Raw genomic sequence first — 17,178 nt, 5'->3', positions numbered from 1 at the left:
GCGCCGCGTCGTCCTGCCGCGGTATTTCTGCCGGTAAGCGGTCAGGAAAGAAGAAGCACGGTGTGTGACCCGCCACTAACCTTTCCGCCATGGAGAAGACGCACGCAGCCGACAACCACGACCTCATCCGCGTGCACGGCGCGCGCGTGAACAACCTCAAGGACGTCAGCGTCGAGATCCCGAAGCGCCGGCTCACCGTCTTCACCGGCGTCTCCGGCTCCGGCAAGAGCTCGCTGGTGTTCGGCACCATCGCCGCCGAGTCGCAGCGGATGATCAACGAGACGTACAGCGCGTTCGTGCAGGGCTTCATGCCGAGCCAGGCCCGCCCGGACGTGGACGTGCTGGAGGGCCTGACCACGGCGATCCTGGTGGACCAGGAGCGGATGGGCTCCGACCCGCGTTCGACGGTCGGCACTGCCACCGACGCCAACGCCATGCTCCGGATCCTGTTCAGCCGGCTCGGGCAGCCGCACATCGGCTCGCCGCAGGCGTACTCGTTCAACGTCGCCTCGATCTCCGGCGCCGGCGCGGTGACCATGGAGAAGGCCGGCGTCACCACCAAGGAACGGCGCAGCTTCAGCATCACCGGCGGCATGTGCCCGCGGTGCGAGGGCCGCGGCGCGGTCACCGACTTCGACCTCACCGCCCTGTACGACGACAGCAAGTCGCTCAACGAGGGCGCGCTGACCATCCCCGGGTACAGCATGGACGGCTGGTTCGGCCGGATCTTCCGCGGCTGCGGGTACTTCGACCCGGACAAGCCGATCAGCAAGTACACCAAGAAGGAGCTCGCCGACCTGCTCCACAAGGAGCCCACGAAGATCAAGGTCGACGGCATCAACCTGACCTACTCCGGGATCATCCCGTCGATCCAGAAGTCCTTCCTGTCCAAGGACCGGGAGGCGATGCAGCCGCACATCCGGGCCTTCGTGGACCGGGCGATCACGTTCACCACCTGCCCGGAGTGCGACGGCACCCGGCTCAGCGCCGGCGCACGCTCCTCGAAGATCCAGGGCAAGAGCATCGCCGACGCGTGCCAGATGCAGATCAGCGACCTGGCCGACTGGGTGCGCGGGCTGTCCGAGCCGACCGTCGCCCCGCTGCTCGGGAAACTCCAGCACACCCTCGACTCGTTCATCGAGATCGGGCTCGGCTACCTGTCCCTGGACCGGCCGGCCGGCACCCTCTCCGGCGGCGAGGCCCAGCGCACCAAGATGATCCGGCACCTCGGGTCGTCGCTGACCGACGTCACGTACGTCTTCGACGAGCCGACCATCGGCCTGCACCCGCACGACATCCAGCGGATGAACGAGTTGCTCCTGCAGTTGCGCGACAAGGGCAACACGGTCCTGGTGGTGGAGCACAAACCGGAGGCCATCGCGATCGCCGACCACGTCGTCGACCTCGGTCCGCGGGCCGGCTCGGCCGGTGGCGAGGTGGTCTTCGAGGGCACCCTGGACGGGTTGCGGGCCAGCGGCACGCTCACCGGGCGGCACCTCGACGACCGGGCCGCGCTCAAGGCCGACGTCCGCAAACCGTCCGGCCAGTTGGAGGTACGCGGTGCCGGCACCCACAACCTGAAGAACGTCGACGTGGACATCCCGCTCGGCGTGCTCTCGGTGATCACCGGGGTGGCCGGGTCCGGCAAGAGCTCGCTGATCCACGGCTCGGTGGCCGGCCGGGACGGCGTGGTGGCGGTCGACCAGGGCGCGATCAAGGGCTCGCGGCGGAGCAACCCGGCCACGTACACCGGCCTGCTGGAGCCGATCCGCAAACAGTTCGCCAAGGTCAACGGGGTGAAGCCGGCGCTGTTCAGTGCGAACTCCGAGGGCGCCTGCCCGAACTGCAACGGCGCCGGGGTGATCCTCACCGACCTGGGGATGATGGCCGGGGTGGCCACCACCTGCGAGGTGTGCGAGGGGCGGCGCTTCGACGCGTCGGTGCTGGACTACAAGCTGGCCGGCCGGGACATCAGCGAGGTGCTGGCGATGCCGGTCGCCGAGGCGGTGGAGTTCTTCGCGGCCGGCGACGCCAAGAACCCGGCCGCCCACAAGATCCTGGAGCGGCTCAACGACGTCGGGCTCGGCTACCTGACCCTCGGCCAGCCGCTGTCCACGCTCTCCGGCGGCGAACGGCAGCGGGTCAAGCTGGCCGTCCACATGGGGGAGAAGGGCGGTGTCTTCATCCTCGACGAGCCCACCACCGGCCTGCACCTGGCCGACGTGGAGCAGCTGCTCGCCCTGCTCGACCGCCTGGTCGACGCCGGCCGCACGGTGATCGTCATCGAGCACCACCAGGCCGTGATGGCCCACGCCGACTGGATCATCGACCTGGGCCCGGGGGCCGGCCACGACGGCGGCACCGTCGTCTTCGAAGGCACCCCCGCCGACCTGATCGCCGACCGCTCCACCCTCACCGGCCAGCACCTGGCCACCTACGTCACACCCTGACCGCCGGCCGCTTTCCTATCGGAGATGGGTCGATAGGGTGGCCGGGACGAGAGGGGCGCGCATGCGGGGGATTCTGGTCGAGCGGTTCGGCGGCCCGGAGGTGCTGGTCCCCGCGGACCTGCCCGAGCCGGTGCCGGGGCCCGGGCAGCTGCTGGTCGAGGTGTCCGCGGCCGGTGTGAACTACGCCGACACGCACCGCACCGACGGCAGCTACCGGGACGCGCCACGGCTGCCGTTCGTCCCCGGCACCGAGGTGGTCGGCCGCACGCCGGACGGCCGCCGGGTGCTCGCGCTGACCTTCGGCGGCGGCGGGTACGCCGAGCGCGCCGTCGTCGACGAGGCGGACACCGTCGACGTCCCGGACCAGGTCGACGACGCCACCGCCCTGTCCCTGCTGGTCCAGGGCCTGACCGCGTGGCACGTGCTGCGCTCCAGCGCCCGGCTGCTTCCCGGCGAGACCGTGCTGATCGGCGCCGCGTCCGGCGGGGTCGGTTCGATCGCGATCCGGCTGGCCCGCCACCTCGGCGCCGGCCGGATCGTCGCCGGCGGCTTCACACCGGAGAAACGCGAGCTCGCACTCACTCTGGGCGCGCACGTCGCGGTTTCCAACAACCCCATGGGGTACGCGGAGCGAGTCCGCGAGGCCACCGCCGGCCGGGGCGCCGACGTCATCCTGGAGTCCACCGGCGGCGCCGCGCTGACCGCCTCGATCGACGCGCTGGCCCCGTTCGGCCGCCTGGTCAGCTACGGCAACGCCTCCCGCGAGGGCCGGCCGCCGATCGACGCCGGTGTGCTCTCCGCGCGCAACCTCTCGGTCGCCGGCTTCTGGCTGCGTCCCGCCCTCGACCTGCCCGGCTTCTTCCGCGAACCGCTGACCGAACTGTTCGCGCTCGTCGCCTCCGGCGAGTTGAGCCTCCCGCCCGGGCCGGCCTACCCGCTGGCCGACGCCCACCGCGCCCACGAGGACCTGCTCGCCCGCCGCACCACCGGCAAAGCCACCCTGCACCCCGCCGCGTCGAGTGTGTGAAGTTGCGGTGCGGAGCGCGCCGAAAGTCCCCACGCAGCGTCGGGTCGCGTCGAGTGTGTGAAGTTTCGGTGCGGTGCGCGCCGAAAGTCCCCACGCCGCGTCGGGTCGCGTCGAGTGTGTGAAGTTGCGGTGCGGTGCGCGCCGAAAGTCCCCACGCCGCGTTTCCGGGTGGCGCATTGACTTGTTTCATTCTTTTCGGCAGTGTGGCCAGGTGCCATCGACGGCCGTCACGGCGCAGTGCGCGGACCGGCAGGAAAGCGCTGTCCTCAACGTCTCCCGGAAATCGGATCGACGATTAAATCTCATCACCCGGTCGTACCTTGCGGGAACCTTCGGATGATCTCTAACGTCGTCCGGTCCGGGAAAAGTTCAGGAAAGATTCCGGCCAGTTAACCGGGAGGGGTGCCGATGCGCGACGACGCTTTCCGCGCGTATTTCGAGCGGCATCACGCGTCGCTGTCGCGGCTGGCCTTCCTGATGACCGGGGAGGCGCAGGTCGCCGACGACCTCGCCGCCGACGCGCTCACCGAGGTGTGGCGGCACTGGGACCGGGTGCAGGCGGCCGACGACCCAGCCGCGTACGGGCACGGCATCGTGATGAACCTGGCCCGTGCGTGGGTGCGCCGCCGCGGCCGGGAACGCCTGCTCACGCTCGGGCTGTCCGGGCGCGCCCCGGCCGGCAGTGACGTGCCGGCGGTCCTCGACGTCCGCAGCGCCCTGCGCAAGCTCCCGCATCGCCGCCGCGCCTGCGTAGTCTTGCGGTACGCGTTCGACATGTCCGAGCGCGACGTCGCCGCGACGCTGGGGATCTCCGTCGGCGCGGTGAAGAGCGCCACCTCGCGGGGTGCCAAACAGCTGGCCGACCTGCTGGGCGGGGCGGTCACCCGGATCGACGGTTGGGAGGCGGCCCGATGAGGCTCTCGGACGAGCAGCTGCGCGCTGCCCTGCGGGCCGAGGCGGCCGCCCATCAGCCCGACCGGGACGCGATGCTGGCCCGGATCACCTCGACCGCGATGAACGAGCCCGGCACCGCGCACCGGCACACCCGGCGGCGCAACGGCCCCCGGCTGCGGCTCGCGGTGGTCGGCGCGCTGGTCGCGCTCACCGGCGGGGGAGGGTTCGCCGCACAGTGGGCACTGGCCGGGGCCGACGGCGACGACACCGACCGGGCCATCCCGGTCGTCTCGGCGCCGGCCACGCCCGCGCCTTCCGCTTCGAGTGCTCCGCCGACCGGCTCGCCCCCGGTGAAGCCTTCGGCGACGGGTGGCGCGACCGGGAAGCCCGGCGGCACCGGAAAACCCGGCACCACCACGGAGCCCGGCACGCCTGCCTCGACCGGGGCGACGACCACCCCGCCGACCACGGGGCCGACCAAGGGGCAGCCCGGGAACACCCGGGTCGAGCAGGGGCCGCTCTGGTCGGACGGCTCGATCGATCCGGACAGCGGGGACACCCGGGGCGCCGGGGTGATCACCCTGAAGACCGGGGAGAGGCTGACCGCGCTGACGGTGACCGTCCGGGTGGCCAGGACGACCGGGCTGACCTCGCGCGGCGGCACCAAATCGGTGCCCGGCGCGAGCGTGACCAGCAACGTCACCGAGCAGGCGAACGCGCTGCTCTACACGTTCACGCTCGCCTCGGCCGACGAGATCGCCCCGGGGACGTACACGTTCACCGCGAAGTACGGCTACCCCGCGGGCGGCCGGAACGCCGGCGGCGACACGTACGAGGCGGTCGCCACCACGGCGGGCGGCCAGTCCCTCGACGTCTACGGCAACTTCTACCCGGCGAGCTAGCGCTCCGGGGTGTCATCCGGCACGGATGGCACCCCGGAGAACCAGCCGGGACCGGGAGTCGCCGGACGGCCCGGTGCGGCGGCGGGCGTCGCGCGAGACTGTCACGGGACGCGGCTCGTAGCCTGCGGACGGGACTCCCTGTTCGTACTAAATATCTTTGGGGACCGGGACCGGAGCGACCCGCCAGATGCGGGCGGCGTAGTCGGCGATCGTGCGGTCGGCGGAGAAGAAACCGCTGTGTGCGGTGTTCAGGATCGACAGCCGGGTCCAGCGGTCCGGGTCGCGCCAGGCCCGCTCGACCTCCTCCTGGCAGTCCAGGTAGGACCGGTAGTCGGCGAGGGTGAGGTATTCGTCCCAGCCCAGCAGCGAGTCGGCGACCTCGCGGCCGACGCCCCCGAACGTGCCCGCGGTGATCGCGTCGATCGCGGCCTTGAGCTCGGCGTCGCGGTCGTAGTGTTCGCGCGGGTGGTAGCCGCTGATCTGGACCTCGGCGGCCTGGAACGCGTCGAGGCCGAAGAGGAAGAAGTTCTCCTCGCCGACCCGGGCGCGGATCTCGATGTTCGCGCCGTCGAGCGTGCCGATGGTGATCGCGCCGTTGAGGGCCAGCTTCATGTTGCCGGTGCCGCTGGCCTCCTTGCCGGCCAGCGAGATCTGCTCGCTCAGGTCGGCGGCCGGGATGATCCGCTCGGCCAGGGTGACGTTGTAGTTCTCCGCGAAGACCACCGTGAGGTGCGGGGCGACCACCGGGTCGGCGGCGATCGTGGCGCCGACCGCGTTGATCAGCCGGATGATGTTCTTGGCGGCGTGATAGGCCGGTGCGGCCTTGCCGGCGAACAGCACGGTCCGGGGCACCCAGTCGCCGGCCGGGTTCGCCCGGATCCGGTGGTACATCGTGATCACGTGGAGCAGCTTGAGCTGCTGACGCTTGTACTCGTGGAACCGCTTGATCATCACGTCGGTGAGCGAGTCCGGGTCGCCGGCCGCCAGGTCGACCTTGTTGGCCCGCTTCACCGCCCGCCAGCGTTCCATGAACGACGCGTCGCCGGCGAGCCGCTCCAGCCCGGCCAGCCGGTCCAGGTCGTTGAGCCAGCCGTCGTCGCCGAGACCCTCGGTGATCAGGTCGGACAGGCGCGGGTTGGCCAGCTTCATGAACCGGCGGGGCGAGACGCCGTTGGTGACGTTCTGGAACTTGGCCGGCCAGAGGTCGGCGAAGTCCTGCAGCACGGTCTCCCGCAGCAGCTTGGAGTGCAGCTCGGCGACGCCGTTGACGGCCTCGGTGCCGACCACGGCGAGGTGGGCCATCCGGACCCGGCGCTCGCTGCCCTCCCCGATGATCGACATGCGGCGCAGCCGGTCGCTGTCGCCCGGGAAGCGGGCCTCGACCTCGCGCAGGAAGAACATGTTGATCAGGTAGATGATCTCCAGGTGCCGGGGGAGCAGGCGCTCGAACAGCGGCACCGGCCAGGTCTCCAGGGCCTCCGGGAGCAGCGTGTGACAGGTGTACGCGAACGTGCTCCGGGTGATCGACCAGGCCTTGTCCCAGTCCAGCTCGTACTCGTCGACGAGCAGCCGCATCAGCTCCGGGATGGCGATCGTCGGGTGCGTGTCGTTGAGCTGGATGACGGTCTTCTCGGCGAAGTCGTCCCAGCCCTCGTTGCGCAGCCGGAACCGCCGGATGATGTCCCGCAGCGAGCAGGAGACCAGGAAGTACTGCTGCTTGAGCCGCAGCTCCCGGCCCAGCTCGGTGCTGTCGTCCGGGTAGAGCACCTTGCTGATGTTCTCGGCGCGGACCGCCTCCTGCACCGCCTCGGCGTACTGGCCGGCGGCGAAGCGGGACAGGTCGAAGGACGCCTCGCTGCCCCGGGCCCGCCACAGCCGGACGATGTTGACCGTCTCGGTCCGGTAGCCGGGCACCAGCATGTGGCTGGGCTCGCCGAGGACGATCTCGCCGGGCACCCAGCTCTTGCGGGTCGGTGAGCCGGCGACCGGCTCGGTGTGGCCGTAGAAGCCGACGGTCTGCCGGTCGTCCGGCGCCGGGAACTCCCACGGGTTGCCCTGGAACGCCCAGTCGTCCGGGCGCTCGGCCTGCGCGCCACCCTCCAGCGACTGCCGGAAGATGCCGAAGTCGTAGCGGATGCCGTAGCCGACCGCCGGGATGTCCCGGGTGGCCATCGCGTCGACCAGGCAGGCGGCGAGCCGGCCCAGGCCGCCGTTGCCCAGGCCCGGCTCGACGTCGAGGTCCTCGATCTCCTCCAGCGTGCGGCCCAGCACCTTGAGCGACTGGGAGGCGAGGTCCCCGGTGCCGGAGTAGAGCAGGTTCTGCTCGAGCTGGGCGCCGAGCAGGTACTCCGCGGACAGGTAGTAGACCCAGCGGGGGTTGCTGGCGAAATGTGCGGCCGCGGTGCGGGCGCGGCGTTCGGCGAGGCGGTCGCGGACGGTCAGGGCGAGAGCTTCGTACGCGTCCCGCGGGCTGGCCGACTCGACCGTGGTGCCCCGCCGGTAGTAGAGGCTGCTCAGCAGGTCCTGTTGGAACTCGTCCGCGGTGGTGCCCAGTCGTCGCAGACCGATGCCTTGGCGAAGATCCATGCGTCCCATTGTGCCGTCACCACGTTTCCGGCGGCTGACGTTCGCCGTTCCGCGGTTCGCTGTTCCGGGGTTCTCCGTTCCGCGGTTCTCCGTTCCGTGGGGCGACGAAGCCCGCGGCCGTCGACTCCCGGGGGACGAGGCGGCACGGGCGGGCCCGCTGGCCGTGCGCCGGGGCGCCGTTGATCGCCGCCAGCAGCAGCTCGGCCGCGGTCCGGCCGATCCCCTCCAGGTCCATGTCCACGCTGGTCAGGGACGGGCGGCAGGCGTCGACCATGACGTCCCAGTTGTCGAAGCCGACCAGGGCCACGTCGCGCGGCACGTCCCGGCCGGCCTCCCGCAGGCCTTCCGCGACGCCGCGGGCGATCTGATCGTTGCCGCAGAGCACCGCGTCGAAGTCGATCCCGCCGGCGAGGAGCATCCCGGCCGCCTGTCGCCCCCACGCCTCGGTCCACTCGCCGTACAGGACCGGTGCGGCGAGTTCCCACTCCGCGGCCGCGGCGGCGGCGCGGACCTGCGCCGAGTGGTGGTGTTCCGGGCCGGTGACGTGCGCGATCCGCCGGCGGCCGGTGTCCAGCAGGTGCCGCACCGCGCGGCGGGCGCCGTCCGCCTCGTCCGGGACCACCGAGCAGTCCTGCGGGTCGGTGGAGCTGATGAACGCGTAGACCACCGGCACCGGCAGGTCGGCGCCGATCGGGGCCCGCGCCTGGGTCCGGCGGCCGGTCACGATGATCCCGTCGACCTTGCGGCCCAGCAGCGTCCGCAGGTAGTACTGCTCCCGGATCGGGTCGTCGCGGGCGTCGCAGAGGAACACCGACATCTGTCCCGCCCCGAGCGCGTCCTCCGCGCCGATCAGCAGCGGGATGCTGAACCGGCCGATGGTGTCCGTGGTGATCATGCCGACCGTGTACGTACGCCCGGTCTGCAGGCTGCGTGCGGCCGCGTTGACCACGAAGCCGAGCTGGTCGGCGGCCTGCTGGACGCGCAACCGGGTCTCCGGGCGCATGGCGCCGCGGCCGTTGAGCGCCTTCGAGGCCGTACCGGTGGAAACCCCCGCGAGTGCGGCCACTTCGCTGATCGTGGAGCCGCGTCGTTCGGTGCTCAGTGTTTCCTCCCAGGTTTCCTTCGCCTCGTGTAATGCGACGGTAACTTCCTATTGACAGGCCTGCAAGGTCATCCCTAGCGTCAAGGCAATCGTTTTCCTGAAAGTTTCCCTGAGGGGTAACACAGATGACTTTCCCGTCCGTCCGCCGGGGGCTCACCGCGGCGACCGCGCTCACTCTGACCGCTTGCCTGATCACCGCCTGCTCGTCCGACTCCGGCGGTGAGAAGACCCAGGCCGCCACCGAATACACCGTCTGGGATCCGTACCCGCAGTTCGACGCGAGCTCGGACTGGGTGAAGCTGCTGACCACCTGCGGCACCGACGCCGGTGTCACGGTCAAGCGCACCGGCTACGACACCACCGACCTGACCAACAAGGCGCTGCTCGCCGCCCAGCAGGACAACTCGCCGGATGTGCTGATCGTCGACAACCCGGTGGTCTCCACGCTCGCTGAGGCCGGGGTGCTGACCACCACCGACGAGGTCAAGACCGACACCTCGGCGATCTCGCCGAACCTGCTCGCGGCGGGCCAGCTCGGCGGCAAGACCTACGGCGTGCCGATCGGCGCGAACACCCTCGCGCTCTACTACAACAAGAAGGTCCTGGACGCGGCGAAGGTCGACCCGGCGACGGTCAAGGACTGGGCGTCGCTGACCGCGGCCCTGGACAAGGTGAAGGCGGCCGGCAAGAAGGGCATCACGTTCTCGGCGATCGGCACCGAGGAGGGCTCGTTCCAGTTCCTGCCGTGGTTCTGGGGCTCCGGCGCGAACCTCACCCAGCTCGACTCGGCGCAGGGCGTCGCGGCGCTGACGCTGTGGACCGACTGGGTGAAGAAGGGCCTGGCGCCGAACTCGGTCCTGAACAACACCCAGACCACCAGCTGGCAGGAGTTCGCCACCGGCGACTTCGCGTTCAGCGAGAACGGCACGTGGCAGCTGGCCAACGCGAAGAAGACCGGTTTCGAGTACGGCATCATCCCGATCCCGTCGCAGGCCGGCGGCACCGCACCGGCGCCGACCGGCGGGGAGTTCGTCACCGCCCCGGTCCAGTCGGACACCGCGAAGTACGCCACCACGCAGAAACTGATCGCGTGCCTGACCAGCGCGGACAACGCGCTCACCACGGACACCACGCTCTCCTACGTCGCCGCCACCGACGCGGTGCAGCAGAAGCAGGTCGCGGCGAACCCGGAGCTGAAGGTGTGGGTCGAAGCGGTCGCGGCCGCCAAGGGCCGGACCAGTGACGACCTCGGCACCAAGTACCCGAAGATCTCCCAGCCGCTGTGGACCGCGTTCCAGGCGGCGCTCTCCGGCTCCAAACAACCGCAGCAGGCGCTCACCGACGCCCAGAGCGCGGCGGCCAAGTGACCTCGCACGCCGAGACGCTCGTCCGGACCCGGGGCTCCTCCCGGGTCCGGCGGGCTCGGGGGCAGTGGGCGGCGTGGGGCTTCCTCGCCCCCGTGGTGATCTATCTGCTCGCGTTCTACGCCTACCCGCTCTACCGCAACCTGGACCTGAGCCTGCGGCACTACACCGTACGCAGCTTCGTGCAGGGGAACGCGCCGTTCAGCGGCGCCGACAACTACCGGACGGTGTTCGACGACCCGACGTTCGGGCCGGCGCTGCTGCACACGCTGGTGTTCACGTTCGTCAGCATCGCGTTCCAGTTCGCCATCGGGCTGGCCCTCGCGGTCTTCTTCACTCAGCACTTCCGGTTGTCGGCGACGTTACGGGCGCTGTTCCTCGTACCGTGGCTGTTGCCTTTGATCGTGAGTGCGTCGACCTGGTCCTGGATGCTCAACAGTGACTCGGGGATCGTGAATTTCTTCTTGAAGGGAATCGGCCTCGACCCGGTCAACTGGCTCACCTCGCCGGACTGGGCCCTGACCAGCGTGATCATCGCGAACGTCTGGATCGGGATCCCGTTCAACCTGGTCATCCTGTACAGCGGTCTGCAGGCGATCCCGGTGGACGTGTACGAGGCGGCCGCCCTGGACGGCGCGAGCGGCTGGCAGCGGTTCTGGCGGATCACCTTCCCGCTGCTGCGCCCGGTCTCGGCGATCACCCTGCTGCTCGGCCTGGTCTACACGCTCAAGGTCTTCGACCTGATCTGGATCATGACGAAGGGTGGGCCGACCGACGCGTCGACAACGCTCGCCACCTGGTCCTACCGGCTGTCGTTCGGCAACCTGCTGCCCGAGTTCGGGCCGGGTGCCGCGGTCGGCAACCTGCTGATCATCATCGCCCTGATCTTCGGGCTGCTCTACATCCGGAGGCAGCGCCGTGACTAGGCACGTCAAGACCGCCGTCGGCGTCGTCCTCACCGCGATCATGCTGTTCCCGGTCTACTGGATGATCAACGTGTCCTTCACCAAGGACACCGCCATGCGCGCCGACCCGCCGCACCTGTTCCCGTTCGACGGCACGCTCGAGGGTTACCGGGCGGTGCTCGACCAGCAGATGCCGTACCTCGGCACCAGCCTGCTGATCGGCCTCGGCACCGTCGCGCTCACCCTGCTGATAGCGGCGCCGGCCGGGTTCGCGCTGGCCAAGCTGCGGCCGCGCGGCACCGGGGCGCTGAACTTCGTGCTGCTGATCGCGCAGATGATCCCCGGGATCATCATGGCGATGGGCTTCTACGCCATCTACCTGCGGGCCGGCGTGCTCAACTCGGTGCCCGGGCTGATCCTGGCCGACTCCACCATCGCGGTGCCGTTCGGCGTGCTGATCTTCACGGCGTTCATGTCCGGCATCCCGGACGAGCTGATCAACGCGGCGCTGATCGACGGCGCGTCGCGATGGCGCACGTTCGTCTCGGTGATCCTGCCGATCTCCCGCAACGCGATCGTCACGGTCAGCCTGTTCGCGTTCCTCTGGGCCTGGTCCGACTTCGTCTTCGCCACCACGCTCGACGGCGGCGGCGACCACCAGCCGATCACGCTCGGCATCTACCACTACATCGGCAACAACAACCAGCAGTGGAACGCCATCATGGCCACCGCCGTGATCGCGTCCATCCCGGCGACGTTGCTACTCATCGTCGCCCAGCGCTACGTCGCCGCCGGCGTGACCGCCGGCGCCGTCAAGGATTGAGGACCACGAGTTATGGACGTCTCCCACGGCCCCGTCGTGCCCACCGCCCATGCCGTCTCCGCGCTGCGGCCGCTGCCGCGCGACGCCGTGAGCCTGCGGCCGGAGAGCCTGCTCGGCGGCTGGCAGGCCCGCAACGTCGCGGCGACCCTGCCGCACTGCGTGGACCAGCTCGACGCGTACGGGAACCTGGCCAACCTGCGCCGGGTCACCGGCGACGACGGCTCGTTCCGGGGTTTCTGGTTCGCGGACTCCGACGTCTACAAGACTCTCGAAGCGGCGTTCTGGGCCGGCTCCGCCGACGGGTTCGTCGCCGACGCCGCGGCGCTGCTGGAGAAGGCCCAGGACGAGGACGGATACCTCGACTCGTACTACCAGGTCGACAACCGGGACAAGCAGTGGAGTGAACTGCACTTCAGCCACGAGATGTACTGCGCCGGGCACCTGTTCCAGGCCGCGGTCGCGGCCGCGCGGTCCGCCGCCGGCGATCCCGCGGCCCAGCAGGTGCTCCAGGTCGCCCGCCGGTTCGCCGACCTTTTGGTACGACGATTCGCCGCATCCCCGGATGTCGACGGGCACCCCGAGGTGGAGACCGCGCTCGTCGAGCTGTACCGGGTGACCGGGCACCGGCCGTACCTCGACCTGGCCGCCCACTTCGTCGAGAACCGCGGTCACGGGGTGCTGGGGGAGGGCCGGTTCGGGCCGCGCTACTTCCAGGACCACGCCGCGGTGAAAGCTGCCGAGGAGGTCACCGGTCACGTGGTCCGGCAGGTGTACCTGCTGGCCGGTGCGGTCGACGTGGCCGTGGAGACCGGCGACCTCGAGCTGCTCGCCGCCGCCGAACGGCTCTGGGACTCGGCGCTGGCGAGCCGCACCTACATCACCGGCGGCCAGGGCTCCCGGCACCGGGACGAGGCGTACGGCGACCCGTACGAGCTGCCGCCGGACCGCGCGTACGCGGAGTCGTGCGCGGCGATCGGCAGTTTCCAGTGGGCCTGGCGGCTGCTGCTGGCCACCGGCCGCCCCGGTTACGCCGACGAGATGGAACGCCTGCTCTACAACGGGATCGCCGGCAGCACCGGGGTGGACGGGGTCTCGTTCTTCTACTCCAACCCGCTGCAGCTGCGTACCGGGCACGACGGCTCGCACGAGGACGCGCCGTCCCAGCGGCTCTCCTGGTACTCCTGCGCCTGCTGCCCGCCGAACCTGGCCCGGCTGATGGCCTCGCTGGACAGCTACGCCGCCACCGGCGACCCGGCCGGGCTGCAACTGCACCTCTACACCGCGGGCACGTTCCGGGCCGGCGGGCACACCGTCGAGGTGCAGACCCGGTACCCGTGGGACGAGACGATCACGGTGACGATCACCGAGGTCGGTCCCGGGCCGTGGACGCTGTCGCTGCGGGTGCCGGCCTGGTGCGGTGACGCGCGGCTGACCGTCAACGGGGAACTGGTGGTGGCCGAGGCCGGGTACGTGCGGCTCACCCGTACCTGGCTGGTCGGCGACCGGGTCGAGCTGATCCTGGTCATGCTGCCGCGCCTGATGGCCGCGCACCCGCGGGTCGACGCGGTCCGTGGTGCCGCCGCCGTGGTCCGCGGCCCGATCGTGCACTGCCTGGAGCACGCCGACGCCCCGGCCGGCGTCCCGTTCGAGGACCTGGAGCTGGACTCGTCCGCCCCGCTGCAGGTCAGCCGAGACCCCGGCGGCCTCGCGCCGGTGCAGCTGCGGATCCCGCTGCGTGCCCGGCCCACCGACACCCCGCATCTGTACCGGCCCCTCCCGGCCCCGGCGCGCGTCACCCCACCGGTGATCGTGTCCGCCATCCCCTATTTCCTCTGGGCCAACCGGGAGCCGGGACCGATGCGGGTGTTCATCCCCCTATCCGAGAGGTAAAACCGTGCGCCGCTCCGTCGTACCCGTCCTCTTGCTGGTCCTCGCCGGGCTGGCCGTCCCCAGCCCGGCACAGGCCGCCGGCAACACCCTCACCGTCAACGTCGGCACGACCGTCCGTCCGGTCACGCACGTCGCGGCCGGCGGCCTCTACGCCGTCGACACGGGCAGTAAGCCGCCGCTGGATCAGATGTACCCGCTCCGCCTCAACCACCTCACCCAGCCGCCGCCCGGCACGCAGCAGCTCGGCAACGGCGCGACCACGCCGTGCTGTGACGGCGCGCTGGTGGCCGGCAAGGTGACGAGTGCCGGCGCGCAGCAGTTCTGGCGGCTGCCGGACATCTACCCGAACTTCCCGTACCGATGGGTCAGCTGGGCCGACTGGGAGTCCAAGGTCCGCACCATGGTGACCACCCGGACCGCCGCCACCGGCACCACCAACGTCGACGGTTACGAGCTGTGGAACGAGCCCGACTGGACCTGGAACACCAGCTCGGCCGGGACGTTCAACGCCGGCTGGACCCGGACGTTCCAGCTGATCCGCTCGCTGGACACGGTCACCCCGGTGGTCGGGCCGAGCTATTCGATCTACAACCACGACTGGATGGTCGCGTTCCTCACCAACGCGAAGAACACCGCCACGCTGCCCGACGTGATCGTCTGGCACGAACTCGACGATCACAGCTACAACAACGTCGCCGCGCACGTCAGTGACTACCGTGCGATCGAGACGTCGCTGGGCATCTCACCGCGTCCGATTTCGATCAATGAGTACGCGTCGCCGGCCCAGGTCGACATCCCCAGCGTCGCGGCGCACTACATGGCGGTCTTCGAGCGGTACGGCATCCGCGACGCCGAGCGCGCCTACTGGTACGAGGCCGGCACCCTGAACGGCCTGCTCTACAACAACGCGCCGACCGCGACGTACTGGGCCTACAAGTGGTACGGCGACATGGCCGGCAACGTCGTGCAGACCGTCCCGCAGTCCTGGCTGGACGGTGTCGCCGCGTACGACAGCACCCGCAAGATCGTCAACGTGGTCTTCGGCGGCGACAGCGGCGCGAACACCGTCAAGGTCAACGGCTTGGCGGCGCTCGGCTCCCAGGTCAGCGTCAAGCTCTCCCGTACCGGGACCACCGGCCGCACCACCGCCTCGTCCGCGACCACGGTCTCCACCGTCACGTACCCGGTGACGAACGGCAGCATCACCGTCGGAGTGTCCGGAATGGACTCCCTCGCCGCCTACCAGCTCCTGATCACCCCGACGTCCGGCGTGCCCACCTGGCAGCAGCGTTACGAGGCGGAGAACGCCACGGCGGTCAACGCCAACCGCTTCTCCTCGGCGTCGGCGTCCAGCGGCGGTTACGTCGGCCAGATCGACGGCACGGCCAACTCCCGCAACCAGTCCTTCGTCGACTTCCTGGTGAACGTGCCCACCGCCCGCGCGTACACGATGACCGTCGGCTACGCCAACGCCACCGGCGCGACCGCCACCCAGGGCCTCGCCTACAACGGCGGCGCCTGGCAGACCCTGAGCTACCCGCCGACCGCGGCGTGGGGCGTCTTCGGCTCCACGGTCAGTACCTCGGTCACCCTCAAGGCCGGCTGGAACGTGATCCGCCTGGCCAAGGGCGCCCCGAACCTCGCCACCACCACCGGCTACGCCGAGCTGGACTACCTCCAGCTCGCCTGAGACCGCCCTCCGCTGCCGGGCCCGCTCCGGGCCCGGCAGCCCTTCCCGGTACGCCGGCAATCGCGCCCACTCGCCCACTCCCGGCCACCGCCTATCGCGCCCGGCTCACCCCGTGTTCCACCCGCTTCGTCCAGCTCGCCGTGGGGGAGTCCCCGCTCGCCTTGGCCCGAGTCCCGGGGTGCGGCAGCACGTGTCGCTGCCCCGGCTGGTTCTCGCGGTCCTATTCGGTGTTCATGGCAGCGCGTGTCGCTGCTTCGGCTGGTTCTCACGGCCCTGTTCGGGCGTTCTTGGCAGCGCGTGTCGCGGCCTCGGCTGGTTCTCACGGTCCTATTCGGGCGTTTATAACGGCTGTCAGGTCCAGCTGGGCGAGTTCGGCTGGGTCTCCCGTGCCGTATTCGGGTGGGTGGCAACGGCCGTGAGGGTCAGTTGAGCGAGCCTGGCTGGTTCTGAAGGGCGACGCGGATCCGCGATGCCTGATTGCGTGCGTTTGCCGCCCAGGGGTGGGCGGTAGACGTCCGCGCTACCGGATTGCGGCCTGCCGCCGCCCCGCCGCCCCGGCGTCGGTGCGTGTGGGGCTTGGGGTGCGGGCCCGAACTTCACACGCTCGGCTGTTCTCGCTGGGGTGTGGGGGATTCGGGTCGCAATCTCACCCGCTCATGTGGAGGGACGGGGCATCGGGGAGGGGCCGGGCCTGGTAGGCACGGGCGTTATGGGAGAAGTTGCCGGGATCCGGCGGTATCCGGTGAAGAGCGCGCGCGGCGAGAGCCTCGGCGAGGTATCGGTCGAGAGCGGTGGGCTGGCCGGGGACCGGGCCTGGGCCTGTGTCGACGACGCAGATCAGACGATCGGGAGCGCCAAGCATCCGCGCCGGTGGGGTGGGCTTCTGGAGGTGACCGCGGCGGGTGTGCCGGCCACGATCGAGGTGGGCGGGTCACGGTACGCGGCCGGCAGCCCCGAAGCGGACAAAGCGCTCGGCGAGCATCTCGGGCGGCCGGTGCGGCTGACCCGTACCGTGCCGGCGCAGCCGCGGATCCACCGGTTGTTGCCGGACGACCCTGGGATGGTGCCGGACTGGCTCGCCGAGTTGCGACCCGGGCAGGAACGGCTCGAGGAGTCCGGCGGGTATGCGCGGACCGGGCGGTTCGTCGACTTCGGCGCGGTGCACCTGGTCACCACGGGGGCGCTGGCCGAACTGGCCGAGCGGGTCGGGCGCCCGGTGGCGGCCGACCGGTTCCGGCCCAACCTGGTGATCACGGCGGATGCCGACCCGGAGCCGGGCGCCGAACTGAGGATCGGTGACGTGGTGCTGCGGGTGCTGTTCCGCACGCCGCGCTGTGTGGTGCCGGGGCTGGGACAGACCGGGTTGCCGGCCGACCCGGCGGTGCTGCGGACCCTCGCCAGGCACTACCGGGTCAGGGTGTTCGGCGACGGCAAGGCCGCGTGTTTCGGGGTGTACGCCGACGTGCTCCAACCCGGCCACCTGAAACTCGGCACCCCAGTAACTCCGGCATAGCCCCCCCGCTGTGTGTGAAGTTGTGGTGCGCA

Annotated in this window: 12 protein-coding genes; 10 read left to right on the top strand and 2 right to left on the bottom strand. The window is 70.5% G+C overall.

Annotated features, from left to right (window positions below; all coding sequences use genetic code 11):
* The first annotated feature begins 89 nt into the window (after window positions 1-89).
* The 4 genes from Apa02nite_RS45735 to Apa02nite_RS45720 all read left to right on the top strand — a co-directional run bounded on the left by Apa02nite_RS45735 (window position 90) and on the right by Apa02nite_RS45720 (window position 5,273).
* Complete coding sequence (locus Apa02nite_RS45735) at window positions 90-2,450, top strand: ATP-binding cassette domain-containing protein (protein ID WP_203830740.1); 2,361 nt, start codon at window positions 90-92, stop codon at window positions 2,448-2,450.
* Between the two features lie 61 nt (window positions 2,451-2,511).
* The gene (locus Apa02nite_RS45730) at window positions 2,512-3,477 is read left to right on the top strand and encodes a quinone oxidoreductase family protein (RefSeq protein ID WP_203830739.1); all 966 of its coding nucleotides are present in this window, start codon (window positions 2,512-2,514) and stop codon (window positions 3,475-3,477) included.
* A gap of 408 nt (window positions 3,478-3,885) precedes the next feature.
* Window positions 3,886-4,392 carry a SigE family RNA polymerase sigma factor gene (locus Apa02nite_RS45725; RefSeq protein ID WP_067708216.1) on the top strand — a complete coding sequence of 169 codons (507 nt, stop codon included), beginning with the start codon at window positions 3,886-3,888 and terminating at the stop codon, window positions 4,390-4,392.
* Window positions 4,389-5,273 carry a hypothetical protein gene (locus Apa02nite_RS45720; RefSeq protein WP_203830738.1) on the top strand — a complete coding sequence of 295 codons (885 nt, stop codon included), beginning with the start codon at window positions 4,389-4,391 and terminating at the stop codon, window positions 5,271-5,273. Before Apa02nite_RS45725 ends, Apa02nite_RS45720 begins: the two co-directional genes overlap by 4 nt.
* 147 nt (window positions 5,274-5,420) lie before the next feature.
* Here the strand turns inward: Apa02nite_RS45720 and Apa02nite_RS45715 are convergent, their stop codons facing one another.
* Window positions 5,421-7,859 carry a glycogen/starch/alpha-glucan phosphorylase gene (locus tag Apa02nite_RS45715; protein ID WP_203830737.1) on the bottom strand — a complete coding sequence of 813 codons (2,439 nt, stop codon included), beginning with the start codon at window positions 7,857-7,859 and terminating at the stop codon, window positions 5,421-5,423.
* A gap of 16 nt (window positions 7,860-7,875) precedes the next feature.
* A complete protein-coding gene (locus tag Apa02nite_RS45710; protein ID WP_239165033.1) occupies window positions 7,876-8,925 on the bottom strand; it encodes a LacI family DNA-binding transcriptional regulator in 1,050 nt (349 codons plus the stop codon).
* A 161-nt stretch (window positions 8,926-9,086) separates the two neighbouring features.
* Between Apa02nite_RS45710 and Apa02nite_RS45705 the strand changes: the two genes are divergently transcribed.
* From Apa02nite_RS45705 to Apa02nite_RS45680, 6 genes are all read left to right on the top strand, one after another.
* Window positions 9,087-10,328, top strand: coding sequence for a sugar ABC transporter substrate-binding protein (locus Apa02nite_RS45705; protein WP_067708208.1), 1,242 nt, complete (start codon window positions 9,087-9,089; stop codon window positions 10,326-10,328).
* Window positions 10,325-11,251 carry a carbohydrate ABC transporter permease gene (locus tag Apa02nite_RS45700; protein WP_203830736.1) on the top strand — a complete coding sequence of 309 codons (927 nt, stop codon included), beginning with the start codon at window positions 10,325-10,327 and terminating at the stop codon, window positions 11,249-11,251. Before Apa02nite_RS45705 ends, Apa02nite_RS45700 begins: the two co-directional genes overlap by 4 nt.
* A complete protein-coding gene (locus Apa02nite_RS45695) occupies window positions 11,244-12,053 on the top strand; it encodes a carbohydrate ABC transporter permease (RefSeq protein WP_203830735.1) in 810 nt (269 codons plus the stop codon). The genes Apa02nite_RS45700 and Apa02nite_RS45695 overlap by 8 nt, the downstream gene beginning before the upstream one ends.
* A gap of 12 nt (window positions 12,054-12,065) precedes the next feature.
* Window positions 12,066-13,943 carry a glycoside hydrolase family 127 protein gene (locus Apa02nite_RS45690; RefSeq protein WP_203830734.1) on the top strand — a complete coding sequence of 626 codons (1,878 nt, stop codon included), beginning with the start codon at window positions 12,066-12,068 and terminating at the stop codon, window positions 13,941-13,943.
* 4 nt (window positions 13,944-13,947) lie between these two features.
* Window positions 13,948-15,633 carry a carbohydrate-binding protein gene (locus Apa02nite_RS45685; protein WP_203830733.1) on the top strand — a complete coding sequence of 562 codons (1,686 nt, stop codon included), beginning with the start codon at window positions 13,948-13,950 and terminating at the stop codon, window positions 15,631-15,633.
* Window positions 15,634-16,342: 709 nt separating this feature from the next.
* A complete protein-coding gene (locus Apa02nite_RS45680; RefSeq protein WP_203830732.1) occupies window positions 16,343-17,146 on the top strand; it encodes an MOSC domain-containing protein in 804 nt (267 codons plus the stop codon).
* The last annotated feature ends 32 nt before the right edge of the window (window positions 17,147-17,178 follow it).

The sequence above is a fragment of the Actinoplanes palleronii genome, assembly GCF_016862315.1.
Taxonomy (GTDB): domain Bacteria; phylum Actinomycetota; class Actinomycetes; order Mycobacteriales; family Micromonosporaceae; genus Actinoplanes; species Actinoplanes palleronii.
Note: the sequence above shows the minus strand (reverse complement) of the source record. Positions and strands in the feature narration are given on the sequence as shown.

What these genes read in the sequence shown, in the direction of transcription:
- Apa02nite_RS45735 (WP_203830740.1), top strand. Translation starts at nt 90, where the DNA reads ATGGAGAAGACGCACGCAGCCGACAACCACGACCTCATCCGCGTGCAC.
- Apa02nite_RS45730 (WP_203830739.1), top strand. Translation starts at nt 2,512, where the DNA reads ATGCGGGGGATTCTGGTCGAGCGGTTCGGCGGCCCGGAGGTGCTGGTC.
- Apa02nite_RS45725 (WP_067708216.1), top strand. Translation starts at nt 3,886, where the DNA reads ATGCGCGACGACGCTTTCCGCGCGTATTTCGAGCGGCATCACGCGTCG.
- Apa02nite_RS45720 (WP_203830738.1), top strand. Translation starts at nt 4,389, where the DNA reads ATGAGGCTCTCGGACGAGCAGCTGCGCGCTGCCCTGCGGGCCGAGGCG.
- Apa02nite_RS45715 (WP_203830737.1), bottom strand. Translation starts at nt 7,859, where the DNA reads ATGGATCTTCGCCAAGGCATCGGTCTGCGACGACTGGGCACCACCGCG.
- Apa02nite_RS45705 (WP_067708208.1), top strand. Translation starts at nt 9,087, where the DNA reads ATGACTTTCCCGTCCGTCCGCCGGGGGCTCACCGCGGCGACCGCGCTC.
- Apa02nite_RS45690 (WP_203830734.1), top strand. Translation starts at nt 12,066, where the DNA reads ATGGACGTCTCCCACGGCCCCGTCGTGCCCACCGCCCATGCCGTCTCC.
- Apa02nite_RS45680 (WP_203830732.1), top strand. Translation starts at nt 16,343, where the DNA reads ATGGGAGAAGTTGCCGGGATCCGGCGGTATCCGGTGAAGAGCGCGCGC.